This is a genomic window from Streptomyces sp. NPDC002994 (assembly GCF_040611155.1).
Lineage (GTDB): Bacteria > Actinomycetota > Actinomycetes > Streptomycetales > Streptomycetaceae > Streptomyces.
In genome coordinates this window covers 1-23431 of the sequence record NZ_JBEXNQ010000009.1, presented here as the reverse complement: position 1 = coordinate 23431, position 23431 = coordinate 1, and the positions used below count along the sequence as shown (strand labels likewise).

At 67.7% G+C, this 23431-nt stretch carries 22 protein-coding genes; 12 read left to right on the top strand and 10 right to left on the bottom strand.

Annotation, left to right across the window (positions count from 1 at the left end; genetic code table 11):
* Window positions 1-140: 140 nt before the first annotated feature.
* Window positions 141-773 carry an HAD-IB family phosphatase gene (locus tag ABZX79_RS13895; protein ID WP_355255777.1) on the bottom strand — a complete coding sequence of 211 codons (633 nt, stop codon included), beginning with the start codon at window positions 771-773 and terminating at the stop codon, window positions 141-143.
* Window positions 774-850: 77 nt separating this feature from the next.
* Between ABZX79_RS13895 and ABZX79_RS13890 the strand changes: the two genes are divergently transcribed.
* Both ABZX79_RS13890 and ABZX79_RS13885 read left to right on the top strand, forming a co-directional pair.
* Entirely contained in the window at window positions 851-1381 is a 531-nt protein-coding gene (locus ABZX79_RS13890; protein WP_355255774.1) for a DUF2269 domain-containing protein, read from the top strand.
* A 4-nt stretch (window positions 1382-1385) separates the two neighbouring features.
* On the top strand, window positions 1386-2258 hold the full coding sequence (locus tag ABZX79_RS13885; protein WP_355255771.1) for a GNAT family N-acetyltransferase: 873 nt from the start codon (window positions 1386-1388) through the stop codon (window positions 2256-2258).
* Window positions 2259-2388: 130 nt separating this feature from the next.
* Here the strand turns inward: ABZX79_RS13885 and ABZX79_RS13880 are convergent, their stop codons facing one another.
* Window positions 2389-3615: an MFS transporter gene (locus tag ABZX79_RS13880; RefSeq protein ID WP_355255768.1), complete on the bottom strand. Its 1227-nt coding sequence runs from the start codon at window positions 3613-3615 to the stop codon at window positions 2389-2391.
* A gap of 137 nt (window positions 3616-3752) precedes the next feature.
* Here ABZX79_RS13880 and ABZX79_RS13875 point away from each other — a divergent pair, with 137 nt between their 5' ends.
* From ABZX79_RS13875 to ABZX79_RS13865, 3 genes are all read left to right on the top strand, one after another.
* A complete protein-coding gene (locus ABZX79_RS13875) occupies window positions 3753-4220 on the top strand; it encodes a MarR family transcriptional regulator (protein WP_355255765.1) in 468 nt (155 codons plus the stop codon).
* A gap of 9 nt (window positions 4221-4229) precedes the next feature.
* Window positions 4230-4682 (top strand): GNAT family N-acetyltransferase, encoded by a 453-nt coding sequence (locus ABZX79_RS13870; protein WP_355255762.1) that lies wholly within the window; start codon window positions 4230-4232, stop codon window positions 4680-4682.
* Window positions 4683-4796: 114 nt separating this feature from the next.
* A complete protein-coding gene (locus ABZX79_RS13865; RefSeq protein WP_355255759.1) occupies window positions 4797-5855 on the top strand; it encodes a restriction endonuclease in 1059 nt (352 codons plus the stop codon).
* Between the two features lie 135 nt (window positions 5856-5990).
* Here the strand turns inward: ABZX79_RS13865 and ABZX79_RS13860 are convergent, their stop codons facing one another.
* Window positions 5991-7376, bottom strand: coding sequence for a serine hydrolase domain-containing protein (locus ABZX79_RS13860; RefSeq protein ID WP_355255756.1), 1386 nt, complete (start codon window positions 7374-7376; stop codon window positions 5991-5993).
* Between the two features lie 67 nt (window positions 7377-7443).
* On the bottom strand, window positions 7444-8925 hold the full coding sequence (gene dnaB, locus ABZX79_RS13855) for a replicative DNA helicase (RefSeq protein ID WP_214974262.1): 1482 nt from the start codon (window positions 8923-8925) through the stop codon (window positions 7444-7446).
* Between the two features lie 458 nt (window positions 8926-9383).
* On the opposite strand from dnaB, the gene ABZX79_RS13850 reads away from it, so the two are divergent.
* The gene (locus tag ABZX79_RS13850; protein WP_355255753.1) at window positions 9384-10721 is read left to right on the top strand and encodes an MATE family efflux transporter; all 1338 of its coding nucleotides are present in this window, start codon (window positions 9384-9386) and stop codon (window positions 10719-10721) included.
* A 99-nt stretch (window positions 10722-10820) separates the two neighbouring features.
* Here the strand turns inward: ABZX79_RS13850 and rplI are convergent, their stop codons facing one another.
* The 4 genes from rplI to rpsF all read right to left on the bottom strand — a co-directional run bounded on the left by rplI (window position 10821) and on the right by rpsF (window position 12531).
* Entirely contained in the window at window positions 10821-11267 is a 447-nt protein-coding gene (gene rplI / locus ABZX79_RS13845) for a 50S ribosomal protein L9 (protein ID WP_214974266.1), read from the bottom strand.
* Window positions 11268-11285: 18 nt separating this feature from the next.
* Window positions 11286-11522: a 30S ribosomal protein S18 gene (rpsR, locus tag ABZX79_RS13840; RefSeq protein WP_003949403.1), complete on the bottom strand. Its 237-nt coding sequence runs from the start codon at window positions 11520-11522 to the stop codon at window positions 11286-11288.
* A gap of 43 nt (window positions 11523-11565) precedes the next feature.
* Window positions 11566-12165 (bottom strand): single-stranded DNA-binding protein, encoded by a 600-nt coding sequence (locus ABZX79_RS13835; RefSeq protein WP_355255750.1) that lies wholly within the window; start codon window positions 12163-12165, stop codon window positions 11566-11568.
* Between the two features lie 75 nt (window positions 12166-12240).
* Window positions 12241-12531, bottom strand: coding sequence for a 30S ribosomal protein S6 (rpsF, locus tag ABZX79_RS13830; RefSeq protein WP_006604399.1), 291 nt, complete (start codon window positions 12529-12531; stop codon window positions 12241-12243).
* Between the two features lie 267 nt (window positions 12532-12798).
* On the opposite strand from rpsF, the gene ABZX79_RS13825 reads away from it, so the two are divergent.
* The 3 genes from ABZX79_RS13825 (at window position 12799) to ABZX79_RS13815 (ending at window position 15445) form a co-directional block, all read left to right on the top strand.
* On the top strand, window positions 12799-13113 hold the full coding sequence (locus ABZX79_RS13825) for a hypothetical protein (RefSeq protein ID WP_355255747.1): 315 nt from the start codon (window positions 12799-12801) through the stop codon (window positions 13111-13113).
* Between the two features lie 111 nt (window positions 13114-13224).
* The gene (locus tag ABZX79_RS13820; RefSeq protein ID WP_214974272.1) at window positions 13225-14343 is read left to right on the top strand and encodes a peptidoglycan bridge formation glycyltransferase FemA/FemB family protein; all 1119 of its coding nucleotides are present in this window, start codon (window positions 13225-13227) and stop codon (window positions 14341-14343) included.
* A 70-nt stretch (window positions 14344-14413) separates the two neighbouring features.
* Window positions 14414-15445 carry an alanine racemase gene (locus ABZX79_RS13815; protein ID WP_355255743.1) on the top strand — a complete coding sequence of 344 codons (1032 nt, stop codon included), beginning with the start codon at window positions 14414-14416 and terminating at the stop codon, window positions 15443-15445.
* Window positions 15446-15472: 27 nt separating this feature from the next.
* Here the strand turns inward: ABZX79_RS13815 and ABZX79_RS13810 are convergent, their stop codons facing one another.
* Both ABZX79_RS13810 and ABZX79_RS13805 read right to left on the bottom strand, forming a co-directional pair.
* On the bottom strand, window positions 15473-16957 hold the full coding sequence (locus ABZX79_RS13810; RefSeq protein WP_355255740.1) for a glycosyltransferase 87 family protein: 1485 nt from the start codon (window positions 16955-16957) through the stop codon (window positions 15473-15475).
* 84 nt (window positions 16958-17041) lie between these two features.
* The gene (locus tag ABZX79_RS13805) at window positions 17042-19741 is read right to left on the bottom strand and encodes a transglycosylase domain-containing protein (RefSeq protein WP_355255737.1); all 2700 of its coding nucleotides are present in this window, start codon (window positions 19739-19741) and stop codon (window positions 17042-17044) included.
* 366 nt (window positions 19742-20107) lie between these two features.
* Between ABZX79_RS13805 and ABZX79_RS13800 the strand changes: the two genes are divergently transcribed.
* The 3 genes from ABZX79_RS13800 to ABZX79_RS13790 all read left to right on the top strand — a co-directional run bounded on the left by ABZX79_RS13800 (window position 20108) and on the right by ABZX79_RS13790 (window position 23289).
* Entirely contained in the window at window positions 20108-20791 is a 684-nt protein-coding gene (locus ABZX79_RS13800) for a helix-turn-helix transcriptional regulator (protein ID WP_355255734.1), read from the top strand.
* Window positions 20792-20843: 52 nt separating this feature from the next.
* Window positions 20844-21926, top strand: a complete 1083-nt coding sequence (locus tag ABZX79_RS13795) for an inositol-3-phosphate synthase (RefSeq protein WP_355255731.1) — start codon at window positions 20844-20846, stop codon at window positions 21924-21926.
* Window positions 21927-22008: 82 nt separating this feature from the next.
* Window positions 22009-23289, top strand: a complete 1281-nt coding sequence (locus ABZX79_RS13790; protein ID WP_355255728.1) for an MFS transporter — start codon at window positions 22009-22011, stop codon at window positions 23287-23289.
* Window positions 23290-23431: the final 142 nt, after the last annotated feature.

Below are 23431 nucleotides of genomic sequence, written 5' to 3'. Positions count from 1 at the left end.
CCTTTTGCCCCATGCCTTACGGAGTAAGGCCACCAGGAGCAAACCGGAGTCGACCCTACCGGCGGTAGCGCGGCGCACAAGCCCCCTGCCGCGGCAGCCCGCACTCGCCGGCCCACGCCCGCTCTGCGGCCATTCCCGAATTACCGGCGGGACTGCACCAGTTCGTACGCCTCACGCAGATCGCCGCCCCGATAGGCAAGCACTGCAAGGTCCGACACATGGTGATCTGCGTTGACGGCCACCGAAACCGGCACCGCTGCGAAGATCTCCGCGTCCGACATCGAATCCCCGTAAGCCACGCAGTCACTCCGAAGCAGCCCGAATTCTTCACAGAGCCGTTCAGCGATCTTCACTTTTGCGGCCGCGTTCAAGATCCCCGCCCGCTCCACCGGTTCCAGGAAGGGCACCGCCGGCCAGCGCGAACCATGTGTGGCATGCGCACCCCAGGCCAGCAAGCGCTCCACAAAGAAGTCCGGAGACAGCGAGATCACCGCGCAGTACTCACCGCGCGAGCGGATATCCGCCCACACCTCCTCAATGCCCGACAGCCACGGCGCACCCTCGAAGGCCGCCGCCACCTGCGCCTCGGTGAGCTCCGCCCACAGCTCCCTGGCCCGTACGGCAAACTCGTCGGGCGCCATGCCCCGCAGCAGGAAATCGCGCTCCAGCTCCGCGATCTCGGCACTCACACCCAACTGGCGGGAGATCTCGACAGCCGCCGCCGAACCTCGCATCAGCGTTCCGTCGAGATCGAAGAGATGAAGTCTCGTCATGTACGCCGAGGCTAGTACGCGCGGTTACTCCCCCCGTCAGACGCCGGACCGGCCCGCCGCCAGGCACGGTGTTTCACGTGAAACCACTCCCTCGCCCCGCACGCCGGGCACTCCTCGTCACGCACGTCGCCGCCTCCGTGGGCTGGCTGGGCCTCACCGTCGGACTGCTCGCTCTCGGCATCACCGCCTACACAACCGAGTCCCCAGCCATCACGCAGGCCGCCTACACCTCCATGAAGGTCTTCGGCGACTGGCTCCTCGCACCCGTCGCGCTACTGTCGCTGGCCACCGGTCTTGTGCTCTCTCTCGGCACGCCGTGGGGCCTGGCCAGACACCGCTGGGTCTGGGTGAAGTTCTGGCTCACCCTCATCACGGGCGCTGCGACGATCTTCGCGCTGCGCCCCGAAATCAGCGCGGCCGCGGCCCTGGGCATCCCCGACAGCAGCCTGGTCGCCGCGCCGATCGTCGCATCCAGTGCCTACTTCTTCATGACCGCGATCTCGGTCCTCAAGCCCTGGGGACTCACCCGCCGCGGCAGGCGTTTCCGAGCCGCCTCCTCCTCTTCACGTAAAGCGGTGGACGGACGATCAGTACGTCAGCCAGCCTGATCCAATGCCGACTCCGCACGCCGATCTGCCCATCCGCCGCCTGACCCTGGGCGACCTCACCGCCTGCGCCGACCTCTCCGAAAACAGGAGCTGGCCACGCCAGGAGCACAAATGGGGCCTGCTGCTCGCAGCCGGCACCGGCTACGGCATCGACGCACCGGAAGGAAAAGGCCTCGCCGCCGCCGGCGTCCTCACCTCATACGCCCCCCGGACCTCGTCCGAACCCGGACTCGCCGTGATCGGCATGGTCCTCGTCGCTGAACGCCACGCACGACAGGGCATCGGCCGCCGCCTCATGCACCACCTCCTCGCAGAAGCCGGCGACACCCCCCTCACCCTGCACGCCACACCCCAGGGCCGCCCGCTCTACGAAGACCTCGGCTTCACCATGACCGGCAACGCCGAGATGGTCCGCGGCCACTTCCGCCCCTCCGGGCCCCCGGCCGACGTACCCACCCGCCCCGCCACCGCCGACGACCTGCCCGCGATCCTGCGCCTGGACACCGAAGTCTTCGGCCTGGACCGCACCCACATGCTCACGCGCCTGCCCGCCTTCGCCCACCAGATCCGCGTCGCCGAGGACGAGAGCGGCCTCATCGGCTACGCCGCCGCCTGGCCCAACATGCACACCCACGTCGTCGGCCCGCTGATCGCCCGCGACCCCGAGACCGCCAAGGCACTGATCGCCTCACTGGCCGCCGGTACGGACCGCCCGCTGCGCACCGACATCGACGTACGCCACGAGGACCTGCTGGAATGGCTGAAGGCGCACGGCCTGGAGCCGGTCGCCTTCAACGCCGCAATGACCTACGGGATCCCCGCCCTCCCCGGCGACTGGACCCGCCGCTTCGCCCCACTCACGCTCGCCGCGGGCTGACGGCCGGGACCTCCCAGCTACCGGCCGAGGGCTTCAGCCGCCGCCTTCACGAAGCCGTGGTCCTGGTCCGGCGCTCCGAGAACGGTGACAGCGACCGGGGGTACTCCTTGGTTGTTTCAGGGGGATTGATTCAGCGCCGTGCGGCGGCAGGGACGGCAGCGGCCGGCTTCTCCGGGGCTGGCGCCGATCCCGCGACAACCCGGCTGCGGGCGTCCGTACGGCGCTCCAGGGTGCTGGACAGGAACGCGAGCCCAAGGGCCGAGGCAGCGAGCACCGCACCGACCCAGTTGGGAGCGGTGTAGCCGAGGCCTGCCGCGAGGACGAGGCCGCCGAGCCAGGCGGCGAGCGCGTTGCCGAGGTTGAACGCGCCGATGTTGACGGCGGAGGCCAGGGTGGGAGCGCCCGCGGCCTGGTCCAGGACGCGCTTCTGGAGCGGCGGAACGGTCGCGAAGCCCAGCCCGCCGATCAGCACGATCGTGACTGCCGCCGCTATCTGGTGGTGGGCGGTGACCGTGAAGAGGGCGAGGACCAGGGCGAGGGCTCCCAGGGACACGTACAGCAGCGGCATCAGCGCACGGTCGGCGAACTTGCCGCCGATCAGGTTGCCGCCGACCATGCCGAGACCAAAAAGAACCAGCAGCCAGGTGACGGACCCGGCGGAGTAGCCGGCGACGCCGGTCATCATCGGCGCGAGGTAGGTGATCGCGGCGAAGACACCGCCGAAGCCCAGCACGGTCATCGCCATGGCGAGCAGCACCTGCACATTACGGAAGGCGGCGAGCTCATGGCGCAGCCGTACGCCCTCGGGCTTCGGCGTCTCCGGTACGAGCCGGGCGACGCCCGCGAGACCGAGCACGCCGAGCGCGGCCACCGCGGCGAACGTGATCCGCCAGCCGTAGCTCTGGCCGATGAACGTACCGAGCGGGACACCCACAACGTTCGCGGTGGTGAGACCGGTGAACATCATGGCGATGGCTCCGGCCTTCTTCTCCGGGGCGACGAGATCGGCCGCGACGATCGATCCGATGCCGAAGAACGCACCGTGCGCGAGGGAGGCGACCACGCGGCCCCCGAGCATCACGCCGAACGAGGGGGCGACAGCTGAGAGCAGATTGCCCGCGATGAACAGTCCCATCAGCAGCATCAGCATGCGCTTGCGGGAGATCCGGGTACCGAGGACGGACATCAGCGGAGCACCCAGCACGACACCGAGGGCATAACCGCTGACCAGATATCCGGCGGTGGGTATCGAGACACCGAAGTCGGCGGCCACCTCCGGCAGCAGCCCCATGATCACGAACTCTGTGGTGCCGATACCGAACGCCCCGATAGCGAGGGCGAGGAGCGCGAGTGGCATGGCCAGACCTTCCGAATAGATTGCACATGCGCCTTACAAGCGTCGACAATAATTGCAGACGCGGGCTAAATGCAAGCGCGGGCTTTTGCGCCCGTCGTCTATCCTGAGCTCAAGCCGCTCCGGACAAGGAGAGATCCATGACAGCGACAGACCCCGCCCTCACCGCCCTCTCCCAAGGCTGGTGCGCCCTCTCCCTGCTGCACGGCAGGATCGACGCCCACATCGAGAAGGCCCTCCAGAGCCGGCACAACCTCAGCGTCCGCGAGTACTCCCTCCTCGACGTCCTCAGCCGCCAGCACAGCGGCCCCGGCGGACACCTCCAAATGCGGCAGGTCGCCGAAGCCGTCGTACTGAGCCAGAGCGCCACCACCCGCCTGGTCACCCGCCTCGAAGACCGCGGCCTGCTCACCCGCTACCTCTGCGACACCGACCGGCGCGGCATCTACACCGACGTCACCGAAGCCGGCCAAGCCCTCCTCGCCGAAGCCCGCCCCACCAACGACGCCGCACTGCGCGAAGCCCTCGACGAAGCCGCGAAGAACCCCGAACTGGCGCCCCTGGTCAGGGCAGTCGAAGAACTGCGCGCCCCCGCACCCGCTGCGTAACCTGCCCCCATGAGCGACCTTGAGATACGCCCCGCAGCCCCCGAAGACCTCCCCGCCATCGTCGCCATGCTCGCCGACGACCCCCTGGGCGCCCAGCGCGAGTCCCCCGACGACCTCGCCCCGTACACCGCCGCCCTCACCCGCCTCACCGACGACCCCCATCAGCACCTGGTAGTCGCGGCACGCGAGGGCCGCATCGTCGGCACACTGCAACTCACGGTCATCCCCGGGCTGTCCCGACGCGGCTCCACCCGCTCGATCATCGAAGGCGTACGCATCCACACCGACGAACGCGGCAGCGGCCTCGGCACCCAACTCATCGAGTGGGCCATCGACGAATCCCGCCGACAGAACTGCCAGTTGGTCCAACTCACCTCCGACGCCACCCGCACCGACGCCCACCGCTTCTACGAGCGACTCGGCTTCGAAGCCTCCCATGTCGGATTCAAGCTGAGTATCTGAAAACCGTTTCTTTATCCGATTTGACTCGTTGCCCCTGGCATGAGGGGCGGCCGTATGTCCGGATGCCGCCCCTCCACTCGAACGGGCCTCAAGGCCCAGGAGGAGACAAGCCGGATGGTCAACGAAGTCGCCCTGCTGGAATCAAGGGCACTGCGCAACAGCGTCGCTGAGCGCACCGAAGCGCTCGACAAAGTCAAGGCGCTCTCACTGCTCCCTGACGGGACGCATGTGACGACACAGATGGTCGCCACATACTTCGAGGTACTCGAGACCACCATTCACAACATGGTGAGCGACCACCGCGAGGAGCTCGAGTCGAACGGCTACCGCCTGGCGACCAGCGAGGAGGTTACTCGCTTTAAGGCAGGAGCCTCCGTGGACCGCTACACGAGCAAGGTCGGATTGTTCACGAGAAGGACCGTGCTCAACGTCGCAATGCTGCTGCGCGACAGCATCGTCGCACGTCAGGTGCGTACCCACCTGCTCGACGTCGAGGAAAACCAGCGCTCGCAGCCTGTGGATAACTTTGTCCACAGGCTTGCCTCGCTGCTCGACGAGCACATCACCGAAGTCCTCGACCAGCGTCTGGCCACGCGCACCGACGGAAAGATCGCCGACATCGCGGAGGACGTCTGCCGCACCACTATCGGCCGCGCCGTCGTCCCCCTGCTCAACGCCGCCGTCGAGAACGACGGTGAACACCGGGGCCGCATCCAGGCCCTCGAGGACGAAGTCACCCACCTCCGGCGCGTTCTGCGCGAACGCGAGGCAGCCGGATCGATGGGCGCACTCGACGCCATGAACCCCCGCCAGTTCGAGCAACACATCGCCTGGCTCTGCCGACGCGACGGTTGCGACCGGGTGACGGTCACCGGAGGCCACGGCGACACCGGCGCAGACATCGTTGCCTACACCCCCGACGGCCGCCGCATCGTCGTCCAGTGCAAGTCCCGCAACCCCGGATCGACCATCGCCAGCGGCGACGTTCAGCAGTTCATCGGCATGGCCAAGCTCGAATACAACGCCGACATCGCGCTACTCGTCGCCACCTGCCCCTTCACACGGGACGCCCTCCTGCTGGCCGCCCGCCACGACGTGACGGCTGTCCACCGCGGCCTGCTCGAGGCATGGAACAACGGAGCCCAGCTGCAGGTCCTCAACGTCGCACCTTAAGGGGTCGTGTCTTAAAGACACGACCCTTGGAGTCTGTCCACAGATCGGGCCCGAAGTCGCAATCCGAACTTGCGGCTTCGGGCCCGCTCGCACTCTACCGGCCCGGCACCCGCATGCCGGGTTCCACGTGAAACGTCACAGCCCGCGCCAGCCACCCTCGTCCACGCCTCCAGGAACCGCGTCCCCCGGCTCGTACGGCTCACGTGTGAAGACGAACGACCCCAGGTCGAGATGACTCACCGACCCGTCCTCCCGCCGAACCACCCGGAGCGTCTCCCCAAGGTAGTAACCATCAAGACCGGTCCACATACCGTCCGGCCGCGCGGCGAATCGCGATCCGCGCCCGTTGCCCCGCAGCGGCTGCAGCTCCACGCCACGATCGGCGACGAGAGTCAGGGCGTACGACGAAGTGCCCCAGAACCAGGGCCCCGTCAACGCCAGCAGCTCCTGGTCGACCTCGGCCTCAGGCAGCGGCCGCCAAGGCTCCGTGATCCGCGGCTCGGCCTCCACCACAATGCGGATCAGATCGGCCGCCACCGCCGGAGCGGACACCCCCGACGTAGCGTTGACGAGCGCCACCGCAGCCACCCCGTCCTCCACGCTCACCCACAGGCCCGCCACAAAGCCCGGCAACGACCCGGAGTGCCCCACCAGCGTCCGACCGCCGCCCTGGACGATCTGCAACCCCAGCCCATAGCCACCGACCGCGTCCCCAGAACCCGCCGGAGCAGCCGGCGTACGCATCTCCCGTACGGACTCCGCACTCAGCACCTTCTCGTCGCCCACCGCAAGGAACCTGGCAAAGCGGCAGAGGTCGCCGGTCGTAGACCAGAGCTGACCGGCCGGAGCCATCAGCCCAAGGTCCACCGCCGGCTCCGGCAGCATCACATCCGCCCATGGATGCACCGCCCACCCACCGGCATGCGGCGCCTCGGGCTCCGCGCTCGTACGGCCCATCCCCAGCGGCTCAAGAACCTCCCGCCGCAGCACCTCCGCCCAGGACTCCCCACGCACCGCCTCCACAAGCTGACCCAGCAGCGTGTAACCGGGGTTGGAGTAATGGTGAGTACGCCCGGCCGGATGCATACGCGCCTGCTCACCCAGCACATCGGCCAACTCAGGACGCAGACTGCCAGGCGTCCGCTCCCACCACGGCGCCGGCGCCTCCGCTGACAACCCGCCGGTATGACTGAGCAGTTGAGCAACAGTCACCCCACCCGCCACCCCCGTACCCGGAAGATGCTTCTCCAGCGGGTCACCGAGGTCGAGCAGGCCTTCGTCGCGCATCCGCAGCACCAACACAGCGGTGAAAGTCTTGGTGATCGAACCGATCCGGTACTGCGTATCCGCATCCGGCCCATGCCCGTCGACACAGGTACGGGACCCCGTCCACACGGTCTGCCCATCACGCTGCACCGCCGCGACGAACGAGGGCGCCCTCCCCTCGGCCTGTGCGGTGGCGATGCGATGCAGGAGGGCGCGTTGCGTACTGGGAAGCAGCTCTTCGAGCGGTGAGGTCATGGTCAACACCTACCGGCACGACCCCACCCCGTCGACCCCTTTTATACGGATCAGGTTTTTATACGGATCAGGTCTGCGCCATGTCCACGAAGCGCGAGTAGTGACCCTGGAACGCCACCGTGATCGTCGCCGTCGGACCATTACGGTGCTTGGCCACCATCAGGTCCGCCTCGCCCGCGCGCGGCGACTCCTTCTCGTACGCATCCTCACGGTGCAGCAGGATGACCATGTCCGCGTCCTGCTCGATCGAGCCGGATTCACGCAGGTCGGAGACCATCGGCTTCTTGTCCGTACGCTGCTCGGGACCACGGTTCAACTGCGACAGCGCGATCACCGGCAGCTCAAGCTCCTTCGCCAGCAGCTTGAGGTTTCGGGACATGTCCGAGACCTCCTGCTGGCGGCTCTCCGCACGCTTGGAACCACCCGACTGCATCAGCTGCAGATAGTCGATGATCACCAGCTTCAGATCGTTGCGCTGCTTCAGCCGACGGCACTTCGCCCGGATCTCCATCATCGACAGGTTCGGCGAATCGTCGATATACAGCGGCGCCTGCGAGACATCCGGCATACGCCGCGCCAGCCGCGTCCAGTCCTCGTCCGTCAGCGTGCCGGAACGCATGTGGTGCAGCGCCACCCTGGCCTCCGCCGAGAGCAGGCGCATCGCGATCTCGTTGCGCCCCATTTCCAGGGAGAAGATCACGCTGGGCAGGTTGTTCTTGATCGAGCAGGCCCGCGCGAAGTCCAGCGCCAGCGTCGACTTACCCATGGCGGGACGGGCCGCGATGACGATCATCTGGCCAGGGTGCAGGCCGTTCGTCAGCGAGTCGAAGTCTGTGAAACCGGTCGGCACACCGGTCATCTCGCCCGTACGCGAACCGATCGCCTCGATCTCGTCGAGCGCGCCCTCCATGATGTCGCCGAGCGGCAGATAGTCCTCGCTGGTCCGCTGCTCGGTGACGGCGTAGATCTCCGCCTGCGCGGCGTTGACGATGTCGTCGACATCGCCGTCGGCCGCGTATCCCATCTGCGTGATCTTCGTGCCCGCCTCGACCAGCCGGCGCAGCACCGCCCGCTCATGGACGATCTCGGCGTAGTACTCCGCGTTGGCCGCCGTCGGCACCGTCTGCACAAGGGTGTGCAGATACGAGGCGCCGCCGACCTTCGTGATCTCGCCGCGCTTGGTCAGCTCGGCGCCCACCGTGATGGGGTCGGCCGGCTCACCCTTGGCATAGAGGTCGAGAATCGCCGTGTAGACGGTCTCGTGGGCCGGGCGGTAGAAGTCATGCCCCTTGAGGATCTCCACCACGTCGGCGATGGCATCCTTCGACAGCAGCATGCCGCCGAGAACGGACTGCTCCGCGTCAAGGTCCTGCGGGGGTACTCGCTCAAAGGCAGGAGCCCCGCCCTCCCAGCCACCACCACTCTCACCGCCGCGGTCGTGCTGCTCGTCCCGCCCCCTGCCTTCACCCCGGCGCCGACGGGAGGCGGGCAGACGGTCACCAGGACCGCTGTCGGCCCAGGGGTCGTCCAATGGCTCGGAAATGCTCACCGGGCCACCTCCTCCCGTCCGCTGCGCGGACCTCGCTGTGCCACTCTTTCTTACGGCACGGCTCTGACAAATGAGACGCCCGACTCCGGTTCCGGCGCATCGGGTTCGACGAGCTTCCGGGGCCGGAACGGAAGGCGGGCGCCGCACCACGGTAGGCCCGCGGGCACCGTCAGCCAATCTTGTTATCCACAGGCCATGTGGACGAAAGACCACTTGCTGTGGAGAAGTCCACCGAACCTGTGCACGGACCGGGGGACAGCACTGTGGACAAACTCATAACGCACCCACCTCCACGGCCCTGACCTGCACTTTCTCCATCCACCGGCTGTGGGGAAGAAAAACTTCGCCCCCCGGTTCAAGATCAGAACAAACGGCGCACAGCCGAACCCGAAAAGCACCCGTCCGTAAGGATCGCAAGGCCATTGCATCTCTTACCTGTGGAAGATTAGATTGACCTCATGACTCAGGCCCCCACGGCAGCGAAGACCAGCCGACGCCGGCACGATCGCGAGATCATCGCGCTCGCCCTCCCGGCCTTCGGCGCCCTGGTCGCCGAGCCCCTCTTCGTGATGGTCGACAGCGCGGTCATCGGCCACCTCGGCACCCCGCAACTCGCGGGTCTCGGCATCGCCGCCACGCTCCTGATGACCGCGGTGAGCGTCTTCGTCTTCCTCGCCTACGCCACCACCGCCGCGGTCGCCCGCCGCGTCGGCGCGGGCGATCTCCAGGCCGCCATCCGGCAGGGAATGGACGGCATCTGGCTCGCGCTGCTCCTCGGCGCCGCGGTGATCGCGATCGTCCTGCCCGCCGCCCCCTGGCTCGTCGACGTCTTCGGCGCTTCCGACACGGCGGCTCCGTACGCCATCACCTATCTGCGGATCTCCAGTCTGGGCATCCCCGCGATGCTCGTCGTCCTGGCGGCCACCGGTGTCCTGCGCGGTCTCCAGGACACGAAGACACCGCTGTACGTCGCCGTCGGCGGATTCACCGCCAACGCTCTGCTGAATGTGGGCCTGGTGTACGGCGCCGGTTTCGGCATCGCCGGTTCCGCGTGGGGCACTGTGATCGCCCAGTGCGGGATGGCCGCCGCCTATCTCGTGGTGGTGGTACGGGGCGCCAGGAAGCACGGCGCATCCCTGCGCCCCGACGCCGCGGGCATACGGGCCTGCGCGCAGGCCGGAGCACCGCTGCTGGTGCGTACGCTCTCGCTGCGTGCCGTCCTGGTGATCGCCACCGCGGTGGCCGCCCGGCTCGGTGACGCGGATGTCGCCGCCCACCAGATCATTCTGTCCCTGTGGAGTCTGCTGGCCTTCGCCCTCGACGCGATCGCCATCGCGGGCCAGGCCATCATCGGGCGCTATCTGGGCGCCGGCGACGCCAAGGGTGCGCAGGAAGCGTGCCGCCGGATGGTGCAGTGGGGCATCGCGTCCGGGGTCGTGCTCGGCGTGCTGGTCGCGGTGTCGCGGCCATTGTTCATTCCGCTGTTCACGAGCGATCAGGTGGTGCGGGACGCGCTGTTGACGGCGCTGCTGGTGGTGGCTGTCTCGCAGCCGATTTCGGGGATCGTCTTTGTGCTGGACGGTGTGCTGATGGGCGCGGGGGACGGGCGTTATCTGGCGTGGGCCATGCTGGCGACGCTGGCGGTCTTCACGCCGGTGGCACTGTTGGTGCCGGTGCTGGGCGGTGGGCTGACCGCCCTGTGGTGGGCGATGACGCTGATGATGGCGGTGCGGATGGTGACGCTCTGGCTGCGTGCGCGTTCGGGCCGCTGGATTGTCACGGGCGCCACGCGTTGAGCGAAGCCACGCGCTGGGCGAAAGCGATGTTTCACGTGAAACGGCGAAGGGCCGCACCCGTGGGGTGCGGCCCTTCGTACTGCTGTGAGGTGCGCAGCCTTAGGCGGCGACGACCTCGACGCCGAGCTTCGCGGCAACCTCGGGGTGCAGACGCACCGAGACCTGGTGCGAACCAAGGGTCTTGATCGGCGAGCCCAGCTCAACGCGGCGCTTGTCGACGTCGGGGCCACCGGCAGCCTTGATCGCCGAAGCGACGTCGGCCGGGGTGACGGAACCGAAGAGACGGCCGGCGTCGCCGGAGCGAACGGCCAGACGGACGTTCACGCCTTCGAGCTTGGCCTTGATCTCGTTGGCCTGCTCGATGGTCGCGATCTCGTGGATCTTGCGGGCGCGGCGGATCTGCGCCACGTCCTTCTCGCCACCCTTGGTCCAGCGGATCGCGAAACCACGCGGGACCAGGTAGTTGCGAGCGTAGCCGTCCTTGACGTCAACGACGTCGCCGGCAGTGCCGAGGCCAGAGACCTCGTGGGTGAGGATGATCTTCATTTTTCGGTCACCCTTCCCTTATCGCGCGGTGGACGTGTAGGGCAGCAGCGCCATCTCACGGCTGTTCTTGACTGCCGTGGCGACGTCACGCTGGTGCTGCGTGCAGTTGCCGGTCACGCGGCGGGCACGGATCTTGCCGCGGTCGGAAATGAACTTCCGCAGCATGTTCGTGTCCTTGTAGTCCACGTACGTGACCTTGTCCTTGCAGAATGCGCAGACCTTCTTCTTAGGCTTGCGCACAGGCGGCTTCGCCATGGTGTTTCTCCTGTGTGATCAAGAAGTGGTGTACGGGCCCGCCCTAGAAGGGGGGCTCGTCCGAGTAGCCGCCGCCGGCGGAACCGCCGGAGCTTCCGCCCCAGCTGCCGCCGCCCTGCTGCTGACCGCCGCCGGCCGGTGCACTGCTGGCCCAGGGGTCGTCGGCGGGTGCGCCGCCGCCCTGCTGCTGGCCGCCGCCGCTGGGGGCTCCGCCCCAGTTGCCGCCGCCCTGCTGGCCGCCCGGCTGACCGCCGCCGTATCCGCCCTGACCGCCGCGGCCGGTGGTCTTGGTGACCTTGGCCGTGGCTGTCTTGAGGCTGGGGCCGACTTCCTCGACGTCCAGCTCGTAGACCGTGCGCTTGACGCCCTCGCGGTCTTCGTAGGACCGCTGCTTGAGCCGGCCCTGTACGACGACGCGCATGCCTCGCGTAAGCGACTCTGCGACGTTCTCCGCCGCCTGACGCCAGACCGAGCAGGTGAGGAACAGGCCTTCGCCGTCCTTCCACTCATTGGTCTGCTTGTCGAAGATGCGGGGAGTGGACGCGACACGGAACTTCGCGACCGCCGCACCGGACGGGGTGAAGCGCAGCTCGGGGTCGTCGACGAGATTGCCGACGACCGTGATGACGGTCTCGCCTGCCATGGGTGAACCTCTCGGCGGGGATTGCTGCTGGCTGCTTGTTGCTACTCGGACCCGATTACCGCTGAGCTACTGAGCTCAGTGGGTTTCGGGGCGGAGGACCTTGGTCCGGAGGACCGACTCGTTCAGGTTCATCTGTCGGTCGAGCTCCTTGACGACTGCGGGCTCGGCCTGCAGGTCGATGACCGAGTAGATGCCCTCAGGCTTCTTCTTGATCTCGTAGGACAGACGACGACGGCCCCAGGTGTCGACCTTCTCGACCTTTCCGTTGCCCTCACGGACGACGGAGAGGAAGTTCTCGATCAACGGGGAGACAGCGCGCTCCTCGAGATCGGGGTCGAGGATGACCATCACTTCGTAGTGACGCATGTGGAACCCACCTCCTTTGGACTCAGCGGCCACGGTCGTTCCGTGGCAGGAGGGTCGTGATGCGTACGCAACGGTATCGGCCGCCACTGACAAGCCGCCTTCTTCGAGAGAAGAGGCTTGTTTTCTGACATGGGCAGACACCGGTGCAGACCGTACAGACTACCTGCTCACCGCCTTGCGGTTGAAATCCGGGCGGGAAGGCCCACAATCTGTACACATCGGGTGTGTGCGGCATCACGGTTCGCCGCTTCGAGCAGGAGGTGCCCCATGGCACAGGCAATGCGACGACACTCCTCGACTTCCCTCTTCGAGACCGACGGCAAGCCCCATCCGCGCCAGGACACTCTGGTCGCCGTGACGGTGCTGCTGGGCGTGGTCGCCTTTGTCACGGCGATGTTCCACGACCTGCATCTGATCAGCTCCTGGACGGGGCTGGTGGGGATCATCGCGGGTGCGTACGGGCAGTTCATCTCGGTCACGACGCGCGAGCGGACGTTGCTGATCGTCGGGCTGGGGGCGTCCGCGGTCGGCTTCTACCTCGGTATGGCGCACGGTGGCCTGTTCGGTGGGGTGCTGGGATAGGCCCGGCTGGGTCAGCGGGCCAGTCGGGGCGCTCCTTAGGCGCAGTAGGCTTCGGCGCGAGAGCCGGAGCCCCTGATCCCATGGGGACAGACCTGCCGAGGAGCGCCCCGCATGAGCCTGACCCTGAGGACCATTAGCCGCGAGCAGCATCTGGCGTACATCCAGAGCCTGCCGTCGGCGAGCCATTGCCAGGTCCCGGCGTGGGCTGATGTGAAGACGGAGTGGCGTTCGGAGAGCCTGGGCTGGTTCGACCGGAGTGACCAGCTGGTCGGTGCCGGCCTGGTGCTGTACCGGCAGCTGCCGAAGATCAAGCGGTATCTCGCGTATCTGCCCGAGGGCCCGGTGATCAATTGGTACGCGCCGAATCTGGACGACTGGCTGCAGCCGATGCTGGCGCATCTGAAGCAGCAGGGGGCGTTCTCCGTGAAGATGGGCCCGCCGGTGGTGATCCGGCGCTGGGACGCGCCGGCCATCAAGGCCGGTATCCAGGATCCGGATGTGAAGCGGCTGCGGGACATCGAGGCGACGCACATCGAGCCGCGTGCCTTCGAAGTGGCGGACCGGCTGCGGAAGATGGGCTGGCAGCAGAGCGAGGACGGCGGCGCCGGTTTCGGTGACGTGCAGCCGCGTTACGTGTACCAGGTGCCGTTGGCGAACCGGTCGCTGGACGACGTGCTCAAGGGCTTCAATCAGCTGTGGCGGCGCAACATCAAGAAGGCCGAGAAGGCCGGTGTCGAGGTTGTGCAGGGCGGTTATGAGGACCTCGCCGAGTGGCAGCGCCTGTACGAGATCACGGCTGTGCGTGACCGGTTCCGGCCGCGTCCGCTCTCGTACTTCGAGCGGATGTGGTCGGTCCTGAACGCCGAGGACCCGAACCGGATGCGGCTGTACTTCGCGCGGCACAACGGGGTGAACCTGTCGGCGGCGACGATGCTGGTCGTCGGTGGGCATGTCTGGTACTCGTACGGCGCTTCGGACAACATCGGCCGTGAGGTCCGGCCGTCGAACGCGATGCAGTGGCGGATGCTGCGTGACGCGTACGCGATGGGTGCGACCGTTTATGACCTGCGGGGTATTTCCGATTCTCTCGACGAGACCGACCACCTGTTCGGCCTGATCCAGTTCAAGGTGGGTACGGGTGGGGAGGCTGTGGAGTACGTCGGCGAGTGGGACTTCCCGCTCAACAAGATGCTGCACAAGGCGCTCGACATGTACATGTCGTACCGCTGATCCCTGCCCGACCCCGTTTCCGTTCATACCTCTGATACACCGCAGCCACGAGAAAGGTTCCGGACCGGCCATGGCGCTCACCCTCTACGTCGACACCGCGCGCTGGCGGGCGCACCAGAAGTCCGTGCTCGACCAGTTCCCGGGAATCGTGCCGGTCTGCAAGGGCAATGGCTACGGCTTCGGCCATGAGCGGCTCGCGGACGAGGCGACCCGTTTCGGCTCGGACATCCTGGCCGTCGGCACCACCTACGAAGCGGCCCGCATCAAGGACTGGTTCGGCGGTGACCTGCTCGTCCTGACGCCGTTCCGGCGCGGTGAGGAACCGGTTCCGCTGCCGGACCGGGTGGTGCGCTCGGTGTCGTCGGTCGACGGGGTGCACGCGCTGGTCGGCGCCCGTGTCGTGATCGAGTGCATGAGCTCGATGAAGCGTCACGGCGTGAAGGAGGAGGAGCTCGGGCTGCTCCACGCGGCCATCGAGGACGTACGCCTGGAGGGCTTCGCCCTGCACCTCCCGCTGGACCGTACGGACGGTTCCGACGCGGTCGAGGAGGTCATCGGCTGGATGGACCGGCTGCGGGCGGCGCGTCTTCCGCTGCACACGATGTTCGTCAGCCACCTGAAGGCCGAGGAACTGGCGCGGCTGCAGCAGCAGTTCCCGCAGACCCGCTTCCGTGCGCGTATCGGCACGCGGCTGTGGCTGGGCGACCACGAGGCCACGGAGTACCGCGGCGCGGTGCTGGACGTGACCCGGGTGTCCAAGGGCGACCGGTTCGGTTACCGCCAGCAGAAGGCGGCGTCGGACGGGTGGCTCGTGGTGGTGGCGGGCGGTACGTCGCACGGTGTCGGCCTGGAGGCGCCCAAGGCGCTGCACGGGGTGATGCCGCGCGCGAAGGGCGTGGCGCGGGCCGGTCTGGCCACGGTGAACCGTAATCTCGCGCCGTTCGTGTGGGCGGGCAAGCAGCGCTGGTTCGCGGAGCCGCCGCACATGCAGGTGTCGATCCTGTTCGTCCCCTCGGACGCGCAGGAGCCGAAGGTGGGCGAGGAGCTGGTGGCCCATCTGCGCCACACGACTACGCAGTTCGACCGTATCGTCGACCGCTGAGCAGCCGCTGACGCTTGTCCCGGGAGGTCATGTCCGGGACGTGGTGCCCCATTCCACCCGTGGTCCCTCGAAGTGGTGCACCGCGTGCCGCGGCGGGTGCGCCGCCTTCCCCAGGACGAAGGTGTCCTCGGCCCCGTCGAGGACGCCGCCCGAGGGGTCGTCCGAGCCGTCGCGCCGTACGGCGTCCCGTTCGGGCATGAGGATGTCGCGTACGACGACGGCGCACAGGTAGAGCGTGGCCAGCAGGTGCAGCGCGATGGCGAGCTGGTAGCCCTCGGGGGGCAGTCCGCGCTGCTTGTCGCCGCTGGTGGTGTACGCGAGGTACATCCAGATCCCGAGGTAGTACATGACCTCGCAGGCCTGCCAGATCAGGAAGTCGCGCCAGCGCGGCCGGGCCAGGGCGGCGAGGGGGATGAGCCACAGGACGTACTGCGGTGAGTAGACCTTGTTGGTGAGGATGAACGCGGCGACGACCAGGAAGGCGAGCTGGGCGAAGCGCGGCCGGCGCGGCGCTGTCAGCGTCAGCGCGGCGATGCCGGCGCACAGCAGGATCATCAGCAGGGTGGCGTACGTGTTGACGGCTTCGACGTCGAGCGACTTGCCGGTGCGCTGCGTGATGATCAGCCAGAACGAGCCGAAGTCGACGGTCCGTTCCCGGCTGAAGGTGTAGAACTTCTTCCACCCTTCGGGGGCGAAGATCATGACGGGCAGGTTCACGAGCAGCCAGGCGCCTGTCGCGCCGAGCAGCGCGGCTCCGTACTCCCGGTATTTCCCGGCTCGCCAGCAGAGCACGAGGAGCGGTCCCAGGAGCAGTACGGGATAGAGCTTCGCGGCGGTGGCGAGCCCGATGAGGATGCCGAAGGCCAGGGAGCGTCCCCGGGACCACATGAGCATCGCGGCGGCGGTGAGGGCGACGGCGAGCAGGTCCCAGTTGATGGTGGCGGTGAGGGCGAGGGCGGGCGCGAGAGCGACGAGCAGGGCGTCCCAGGGGCGTCGTCGGTGGGTACGGGCGACGCAGACGGCGATGATGGCGGCGCAGATCATCAGCATGCCCGCGTTGACCATCCAGTAGGCCTGTTCGCGCTCCTGGACGGAGCCGTCGAAGGGCATGGTCAACCAGGCGGCGACCTGCATGAACAGCCCTGTCAGGACGGGGTATTCGAGGAACTCCATGTCGCCGGTCAGGCGGTCGAAATACGGTACGAGACCGTCGGCGAAGCCCCGCCCCAGGTAGAGGTGCGGGATGTCGGAGTAGCAGGCGTGGGTGTACTGCGAACTGGTGCCGCGGAACCAGGCCCACTCGTAGCACGGGATCTTCTGCACCATGCCGAGCGCGAACATGCCGATGGCGACGAGGGCTACGACGCGGACCGGCGTGAGCCGGCCGGCTTCCAGCCGGGCCCACCGGCCGACGGGTCCGCCGATCAGCTCGCTGCCCGCCGCGGCGACTTTGTCCTGCTGCGTGGGCCGTACTACGGGCCGGTCCTCGTGCACGCTCGTCATGGGGGTCATCCTGCCGTACGGGGCTGTGCATGCGGCGAGGGCCGCCGCACCGGGGTGCGACGGCCCTCGTCAGGGGTGGGGTGGGGCGTGGCGTCAGCCGCCGCCTCCGCCGAACAGGCCACCGTCGTTGCCGTTGCCCGGCTTGCCGTCGGTGCCGCCGTCGGTTGTCGTGCCGTCGGTCGTGGTGCCGTCGGTGGTTCCGCCGCCGGTGGTGCCGCCGGTATCGGTTCCGCCTGCGTCCGTACCGCCGGCGTCGGTGCCGCCCGCGTCCGTGCCGCCGTCGGCAGTGCCGCCGTTGTCGTTCCCACCGCTCTCGCAGGCCCAGTCGAGCGGCTCGCACGTCTCGGTCTCGGTCGGGGTCGCGGAGGGTGTTGGCGTGGTTTCCGAGGGGGTCGAGGACGGGGTCGAGGACGGGGTCGAGGACGGCGTCTGGCTGGGCGTGACGCTCGGCTTCGGCGTCGGCGCACCGGCCGAGTCGGCCTTCTTGCCGATGGGGAGCGCTTCGGGGAAGTCCTCCACTTCCTCCCCCTTGAGCGCGTCGCGCATGTAGTTCGTCCACACCTCGGTGGGAATGTCACCACCGTGGATGGAGGAGACGCCGCCCGTTCCGTTCATCGAGAGCAGCTTGCGGGACTCGGGGTCCGTACGGAACAGGGTGACCGCGGTCGACAGCTGCGGGGTGTAGCCGACGAACCAGGCCGACTTGTTCTTGTCGGTGGTACCGGTCTTGCCGGCGACCGGGCGCCCCAGCTCCTGCGCCTTTTTGCCGGTGCCCTCGTCACTCTCGACGACGTTCTTCAGGACGTCGGTGACGTTGTCCGCGACGTCAGGGTCGATCGCCCGCTGGGCCTTGGGCTTCTCGAAGCCGGGCAGCTGCTCGCCCTTCAGGCGGACCTCATTCACGGAGTAGGGCTCGCGGTGCGTGCCGGAGTCGGCGAAGGTCGCGTACGAGTCGGCCATGCGGATGGCGCTCGGGGTGGACGTACCCAGGGAGAAGGACGCGTTCCGCTGGTCCATGCTCTCTTCGAGGATTCCGGTGCTCGCTGCCATCTCGGCCACCCTGTCCAGGCCCACGTCCATGCCGAGCTGCACGAACGGGGTGTTGATGGACTTCTCCATCGCTTCCCTGAGCGTGACGTAGCCGTACGCCTTGTCGCTCTCGTTCTTCTGACGGAACGGCTGCCCGTTCTTTCCCGGGACCGGATTACCGCTGGGGTACTTGATCTCGATCATGTCGTTGCCGTTGTACTTGCTCAGCGGCGAGAGCCCTTCACCGCCCGAGTTGTGGGTGCCGTGCTCCATCGCCGCGGCGAGGACGTACGGCTTCCAGGTCGAGCCGACAGGGACGCCGGAGGTGTCGGCGTTGTTGGTGAAGTGCTTCTTGTCCCAGCCCTCGCCGCCGTAGAGCGCGACGATCTTGCCGGTCTTCACGTCCACCGAGGCGGAACCGAACTGGACGAACTTGTCCTTTTCGGGGCGCGCCTTGGTGTCCAGGAACGCCTTGCGCGTCTTGTTGACCGCCTTCTCCATCGCCTTGACCTTGTCCTTGTTGAAGGTCGTGTAGATGCGATAGCCGCCGAGCTCGAACTTCTCCGGCGTGATGTTGGTCTGCTTCATCACGTACTTCTTGGCGGTCTCGACCAGGTAGCCCTTCTGGCCACCGAGGCCACTGGCCAGGTCGGAGTCGTTGAGCGTGGGGAATCCGGCCTTCTTCCACTTGTCCGCCTCAGCCGGCTCCATCCGGCCGACCTCGACCTCGCGGTCGAGGATCCATGACCAGCGGTATTTGGCGCGCTCCGTGTTCTTCTCGCGGGTGGCGTTGTCGCCGATGCCGCCATCGGGGTTGAAGAGGTTCGGACCCTTGAGAAGTGCCGCGAGGAAGGCGCTCTGGGACGCGTTCAGGTCTTGGCAGTCCTTGCCGAAGTACGCCTGGGACGCGGCCTGGATTCCGTACGCGCCGCGCCCGAAGTACGCGGTGTTCAGGTATCCCTCCATGACGTCGTCCTTGTCGTCCGTCGCGCCGACCTTGAGCGAGATGATGAGCTCGGTGAACTTCCGCTTCATCGTCTGGTCCTGCTTGAGGTACAGGTTCTTCACGTACTGCTGGGTGATGGTCGAGCCGCCCTGCGTCTCCTCGCCCATGGCCATGTTGAAGACGGCCCGGCCGATACCCATGGGGTCGACACCCCAGTCGGTCTCGAAAGAGGCGTTCTCCGCAGCGATCACCGCGTCCTGCATGGACTGCGGAATCTCGGCGATGCCGACGGACTGGCGGTTGCGCTCTCCGCCGGTCGCGGCCAGCTGCGTCTTGTCGTCCCAGTAGAAGACGTTGTTCTGTGCCTGAGCCATCAACTGCGGGTTGGGCTTGTCGACCCATGCGAAGGCCACCCCCGCGCCCGCGACCATGATCGCGAAGAAGCCGAGGCAGGTGCCGCCGACCAGCTTCCAGGACGGTACGAACCGCCGCCACCCGTACTTCTCCGAGCGCGGGTAGTTGATGAACCGGTCCTCCTTGGGCGGCGGGCCCCCGCGCGACCGTCCGGAGCCCCGGCCGGCAGGCTCGGCGCCTCGTCGGCGTGAGCCGCCCGCCGTGCCGCGCTGGGCGGCCCGGCGGGCTTCCGCTCTGCCGCCGGGCGGACGTTCCTCTCCGTACGAGCCGGAAAGCATCTCGGTGGTGCTGCTGGTGTCCCGCGTGGGGGCCGCGCGGCGGCCTGATGGCTGCTGGGCGGCTCGCCGGGCCGCGGCACGTCCTCCGTCCTGCGGCTGCGACGGTTTGCGACGGTGCTCGCTCATCGAACGACTACTCCTCGGGCAGGCGAGATCGCCTGGAAGCGGCAGGTGAGTTCCGGTCCCCCCGAAGTACGGACCAGCCCGGGATCGGGTTCGTCCGTACGGCCTCATGTGCATCCAGGACGAGGACGCTCCCAGGCGTCACTTGGTTCCCGGTGGTCTGCATGCCGCACAGACTACGCACCGTCAAAACCCACCCAGTGCCGATGTTCACCCCAAATCAGGCAAGTTGCGTGCATCGAATTGGTGATGTGACGCCGTTCACCATGGCCCCCCTTGTCGAAGCGGGACAGCCGATCTATCGTCTGGATGTATCGAGTCGATACATCAGCTCGGCATAAGGCCCGTCGGCGACTGAGGAGGCGAAGGATGAGCAGGCGCTCAGGCATCCTCGAATTCGCCGTGCTCGGCCTGCTGCGCGAGTCCCCCATGCACGGTTACGAGCTGCGAAAGCGGCTCAACACCTCACTGGGGGTCTTCCGCGCTTTCAGCTACGGGACGCTCTACCCCTGCCTCAAGACGCTCGTCGCAAACGGTTGGTTGATCGAAGAGCCCGGCAGCGCTCCCGAGGACGCGCTCGCCGCTTCGCTCGCCGGACGCCGGGCGAAGATCGTCTACCGGCTGACAGCCGAAGGTAAGGAGCACTTCGAGGAGCTGCTCTCCCACACCGGTCCCGATTCCTGGGAGGACGAGCACTTCGCTGCCCGTTTCGCCTTCTTCGGACAGACGGAGCGCGAGGTGCGGATGCGGGTGCTCGAGGGCCGCAGGAGCCGGCTGGAGGAGCGTCTCGAGAAGATGCGCGCCTCCCTGGCCCGTACCCGGGAGCGCCTGGACGACTACACGCTTGAGCTGCAACGGCATGGCATGGAGTCCGTCGAGCGCGAAGTGCGCTGGCTGAACGAGCTCATCGAGAGCGAGCGGGCGGGGCGGGATCAGCGACGATCCGACCCCGAGTCCCCGGCTCGTCACGACACCACATCTGGACAGACGGACGGCCTGCCCCGGCACCGGGATGACTCCCCGCCGGGTCCGTCCGACGACACCGTCAAGTGAGGCCCTGCACATCCGCAGGGCTTCGTAGAGAACACACAGGGAGCAACCGCCAATGGGTTCGGTTCGCGTAGCCATCGTCGGCGTGGGCAACTGCGCCGCCTCGCTGGTGCAGGGCGTCGAGTACTACAAGGACGCCGACCCGGCGGGCAAGGTGCCGGGTCTCATGCACGTGCAGTTCGGCGACTACCACGTGAAGGACATCGAGTTCGTCGCCGCCTTCGACGTCGACGCGAAGAAGGTCGGCCTCGACCTCGCGGACGCCATCGGCGCGAGCGAGAACAACACCATCAAGATCTGTGACGTGCCGAACTCGGGCGTCACCGTGCAGCGTGGTCACACCCTCGACGGCCTGGGCAAGTACTACCGCGAGACCATCGAGGAGTCCGACGAGGCCCCGGCCGACATCGTCCAGACCCTCAAGGACCGCCAGGTCGACGTCCTCGTCTGCTACCTGCCCGTCGGTTCCGAGGACGCTGCGAAGTTCTACGCGCAGTGCGCCATCGACGCCAAGGTCGCCTTCGTCAACGCTCTCCCGGTCTTCATCGCCGGCACCAAGGAGTGGGCGGACAAGTTCACCGAGGCGGGCGTCCCGATCATCGGCGACGACATCAAGTCGCAGGTCGGCGCCACCATCACGCACCGCGTCATGGCGAAGCTGTTCGAGGACCGGGGCGTCGTCCTGGACCGCACGATGCAGCTGAACGTCGGCGGCAACATGGACTTCAAGAACATGCTCGAGCGTGAGCGCCTGGAGTCCAAGAAGATCTCGAAGACGCAGGCCGTCACCTCGCAGATCCCCGACCGTGACCTGGGCGCCGACAACGTCCACATCGGCCCCTCCGACTACGTGGCCTGGCTGGACGACCGCAAGTGGGCGTACGTGCGCCTCGAGGGCCGTGCCTTCGGCGACGTCCCGCTGAACCTGGAGTACAAGCTCGAGGTCTGGGACTCCCCGAACTCGGCCGGTGTCATCATCGACGCCGTGCGCGCCGCGAAGATCGCCAAGGACCGCGGCATCGGCGGCCCGATCCTCTCCGCGTCCTCGTACTTCATGAAGTCCCCGCCGGTGCAGTACTTCGACGACGCGGCCCACCGCGCCGTCGAGAGCTTCATCGCGGGCGAGGTCGAGCGCTAAAAGCGCAGCAGTAGCAGTCCGATCGGCGAGGGTCCCCGGGTAATCCGCCCGGGGACCCTCGCCGTGTGTGACGCTTGCTCGCATGCCCGTCGTACGTGATCTGCGCGTACTCCTGCGCCTGACCAACTTCCGCCGCCTGCTGACGGTCCGGCTGCTCTCCCAGTGCGCGGACGGCGTGTACCAGGTCGCGCTCGCCGCGTACGTCGTCTTCTCCCCGGAGAAGCAGACCTCGCCCGGCGCGATCGCCTCAGCCATGGCCGTACTGCTGCTCCCCTATTCGGCCGTCGGCCCGTTCGCGGGCGTGCTGCTCGACCGCTGGCGGCGCCGACAGGTCTTCCTGTACGGGAACCTGCTGCGGGCGGTGCTCGCCTGCGGCACGGCGGTGCTGATCCTCGCGTCCGTGCCCGACTGGCTCTTCTACGTCTCGGCTCTCTCCGTCACCGCCGTCAATCGTTTCGTGCTGTCCGGGCTCTCGGCCGCACTGCCCCGCGTGGTCGACGCCGAGCGGCTCGTCATGGCCAACTCGCTCTCCCCGACAGCCGGGACACTCGCCGCCACCGCGGGGGGCGGCCTGGCCTTCGCCGTACGGCTGGTGGCGTCGGACTCCGATGCGGCGGTGGTGCTGCTGGGGGCGGCCCTCTACCTCTGCGCCGCCTTGTCGTCGCTGCGGATGAACCGTGAACTGCTCGGCCCGGATCCCGATCAGGTGCAGCCCCGGCTGGGCGCCGCGCTGGCCTCCACGGCACAGGGGCTCGCCGACGGCTTGCGGCATCTGTCGGAGCGACGCGCCGCGGCACGCGCGCTGGCCGCGATGACGCTGATGCGCTTTTGCTACGGCGCGCTGACGGTCATGGTGCTGATGCTGTGCCGGTACGCCTGGTCCGGCGGGCCGGGGGCCCGGGGGGACGAGGGGCTGGCGCTGCTCGGCATCGCCGTTGCCGTTTCAGCGGCGGGGTTCTTCGCGGCCGCCGTGCTGACGCCGTGGGTGGTGGGGCGGCTCGGACCGTACGGGTGGATGGTCATGTGTGCGGGGTCGGCCGCCGTACTCGAGCCTGCCCTCGCGCTGCCCTTCGAGCCCGTACCGATGATGATCGCGGCCTTCGTCCTCGGCCTCACGACGCAGGGCGCGAAGATCACCACCGACACGGTGGTGCAGTCGTCGGTCGACGACGCCTATCGCGGGCGGGTGTTCTCGATCTACGACGTGCTGTTCAACGTCGCCTTCGTGGGCGCCGCGGCGACGGCGGCGCTGATGCTGCCCGCCGACGGCCGCTCGGCCACGCTGGTGATCGGGGTCGCTCTCGTCTACGCGGCGGCCGCTGCGGCCGTGTTCCGCTGGGACCGGTCGGGACGCACCCCGTAACGTGCGAGCGAGGGGCGGTGTTTCACGTGAAAAACCGCCCCACGCCGCCTCCACCAAGCCGAACCCCGCATGTTTAACGGGGAACAAGACCACATCTATGCGGAGCCCCCCCAACCAGGAGCGCCGCGCCCCCCGCCACGCG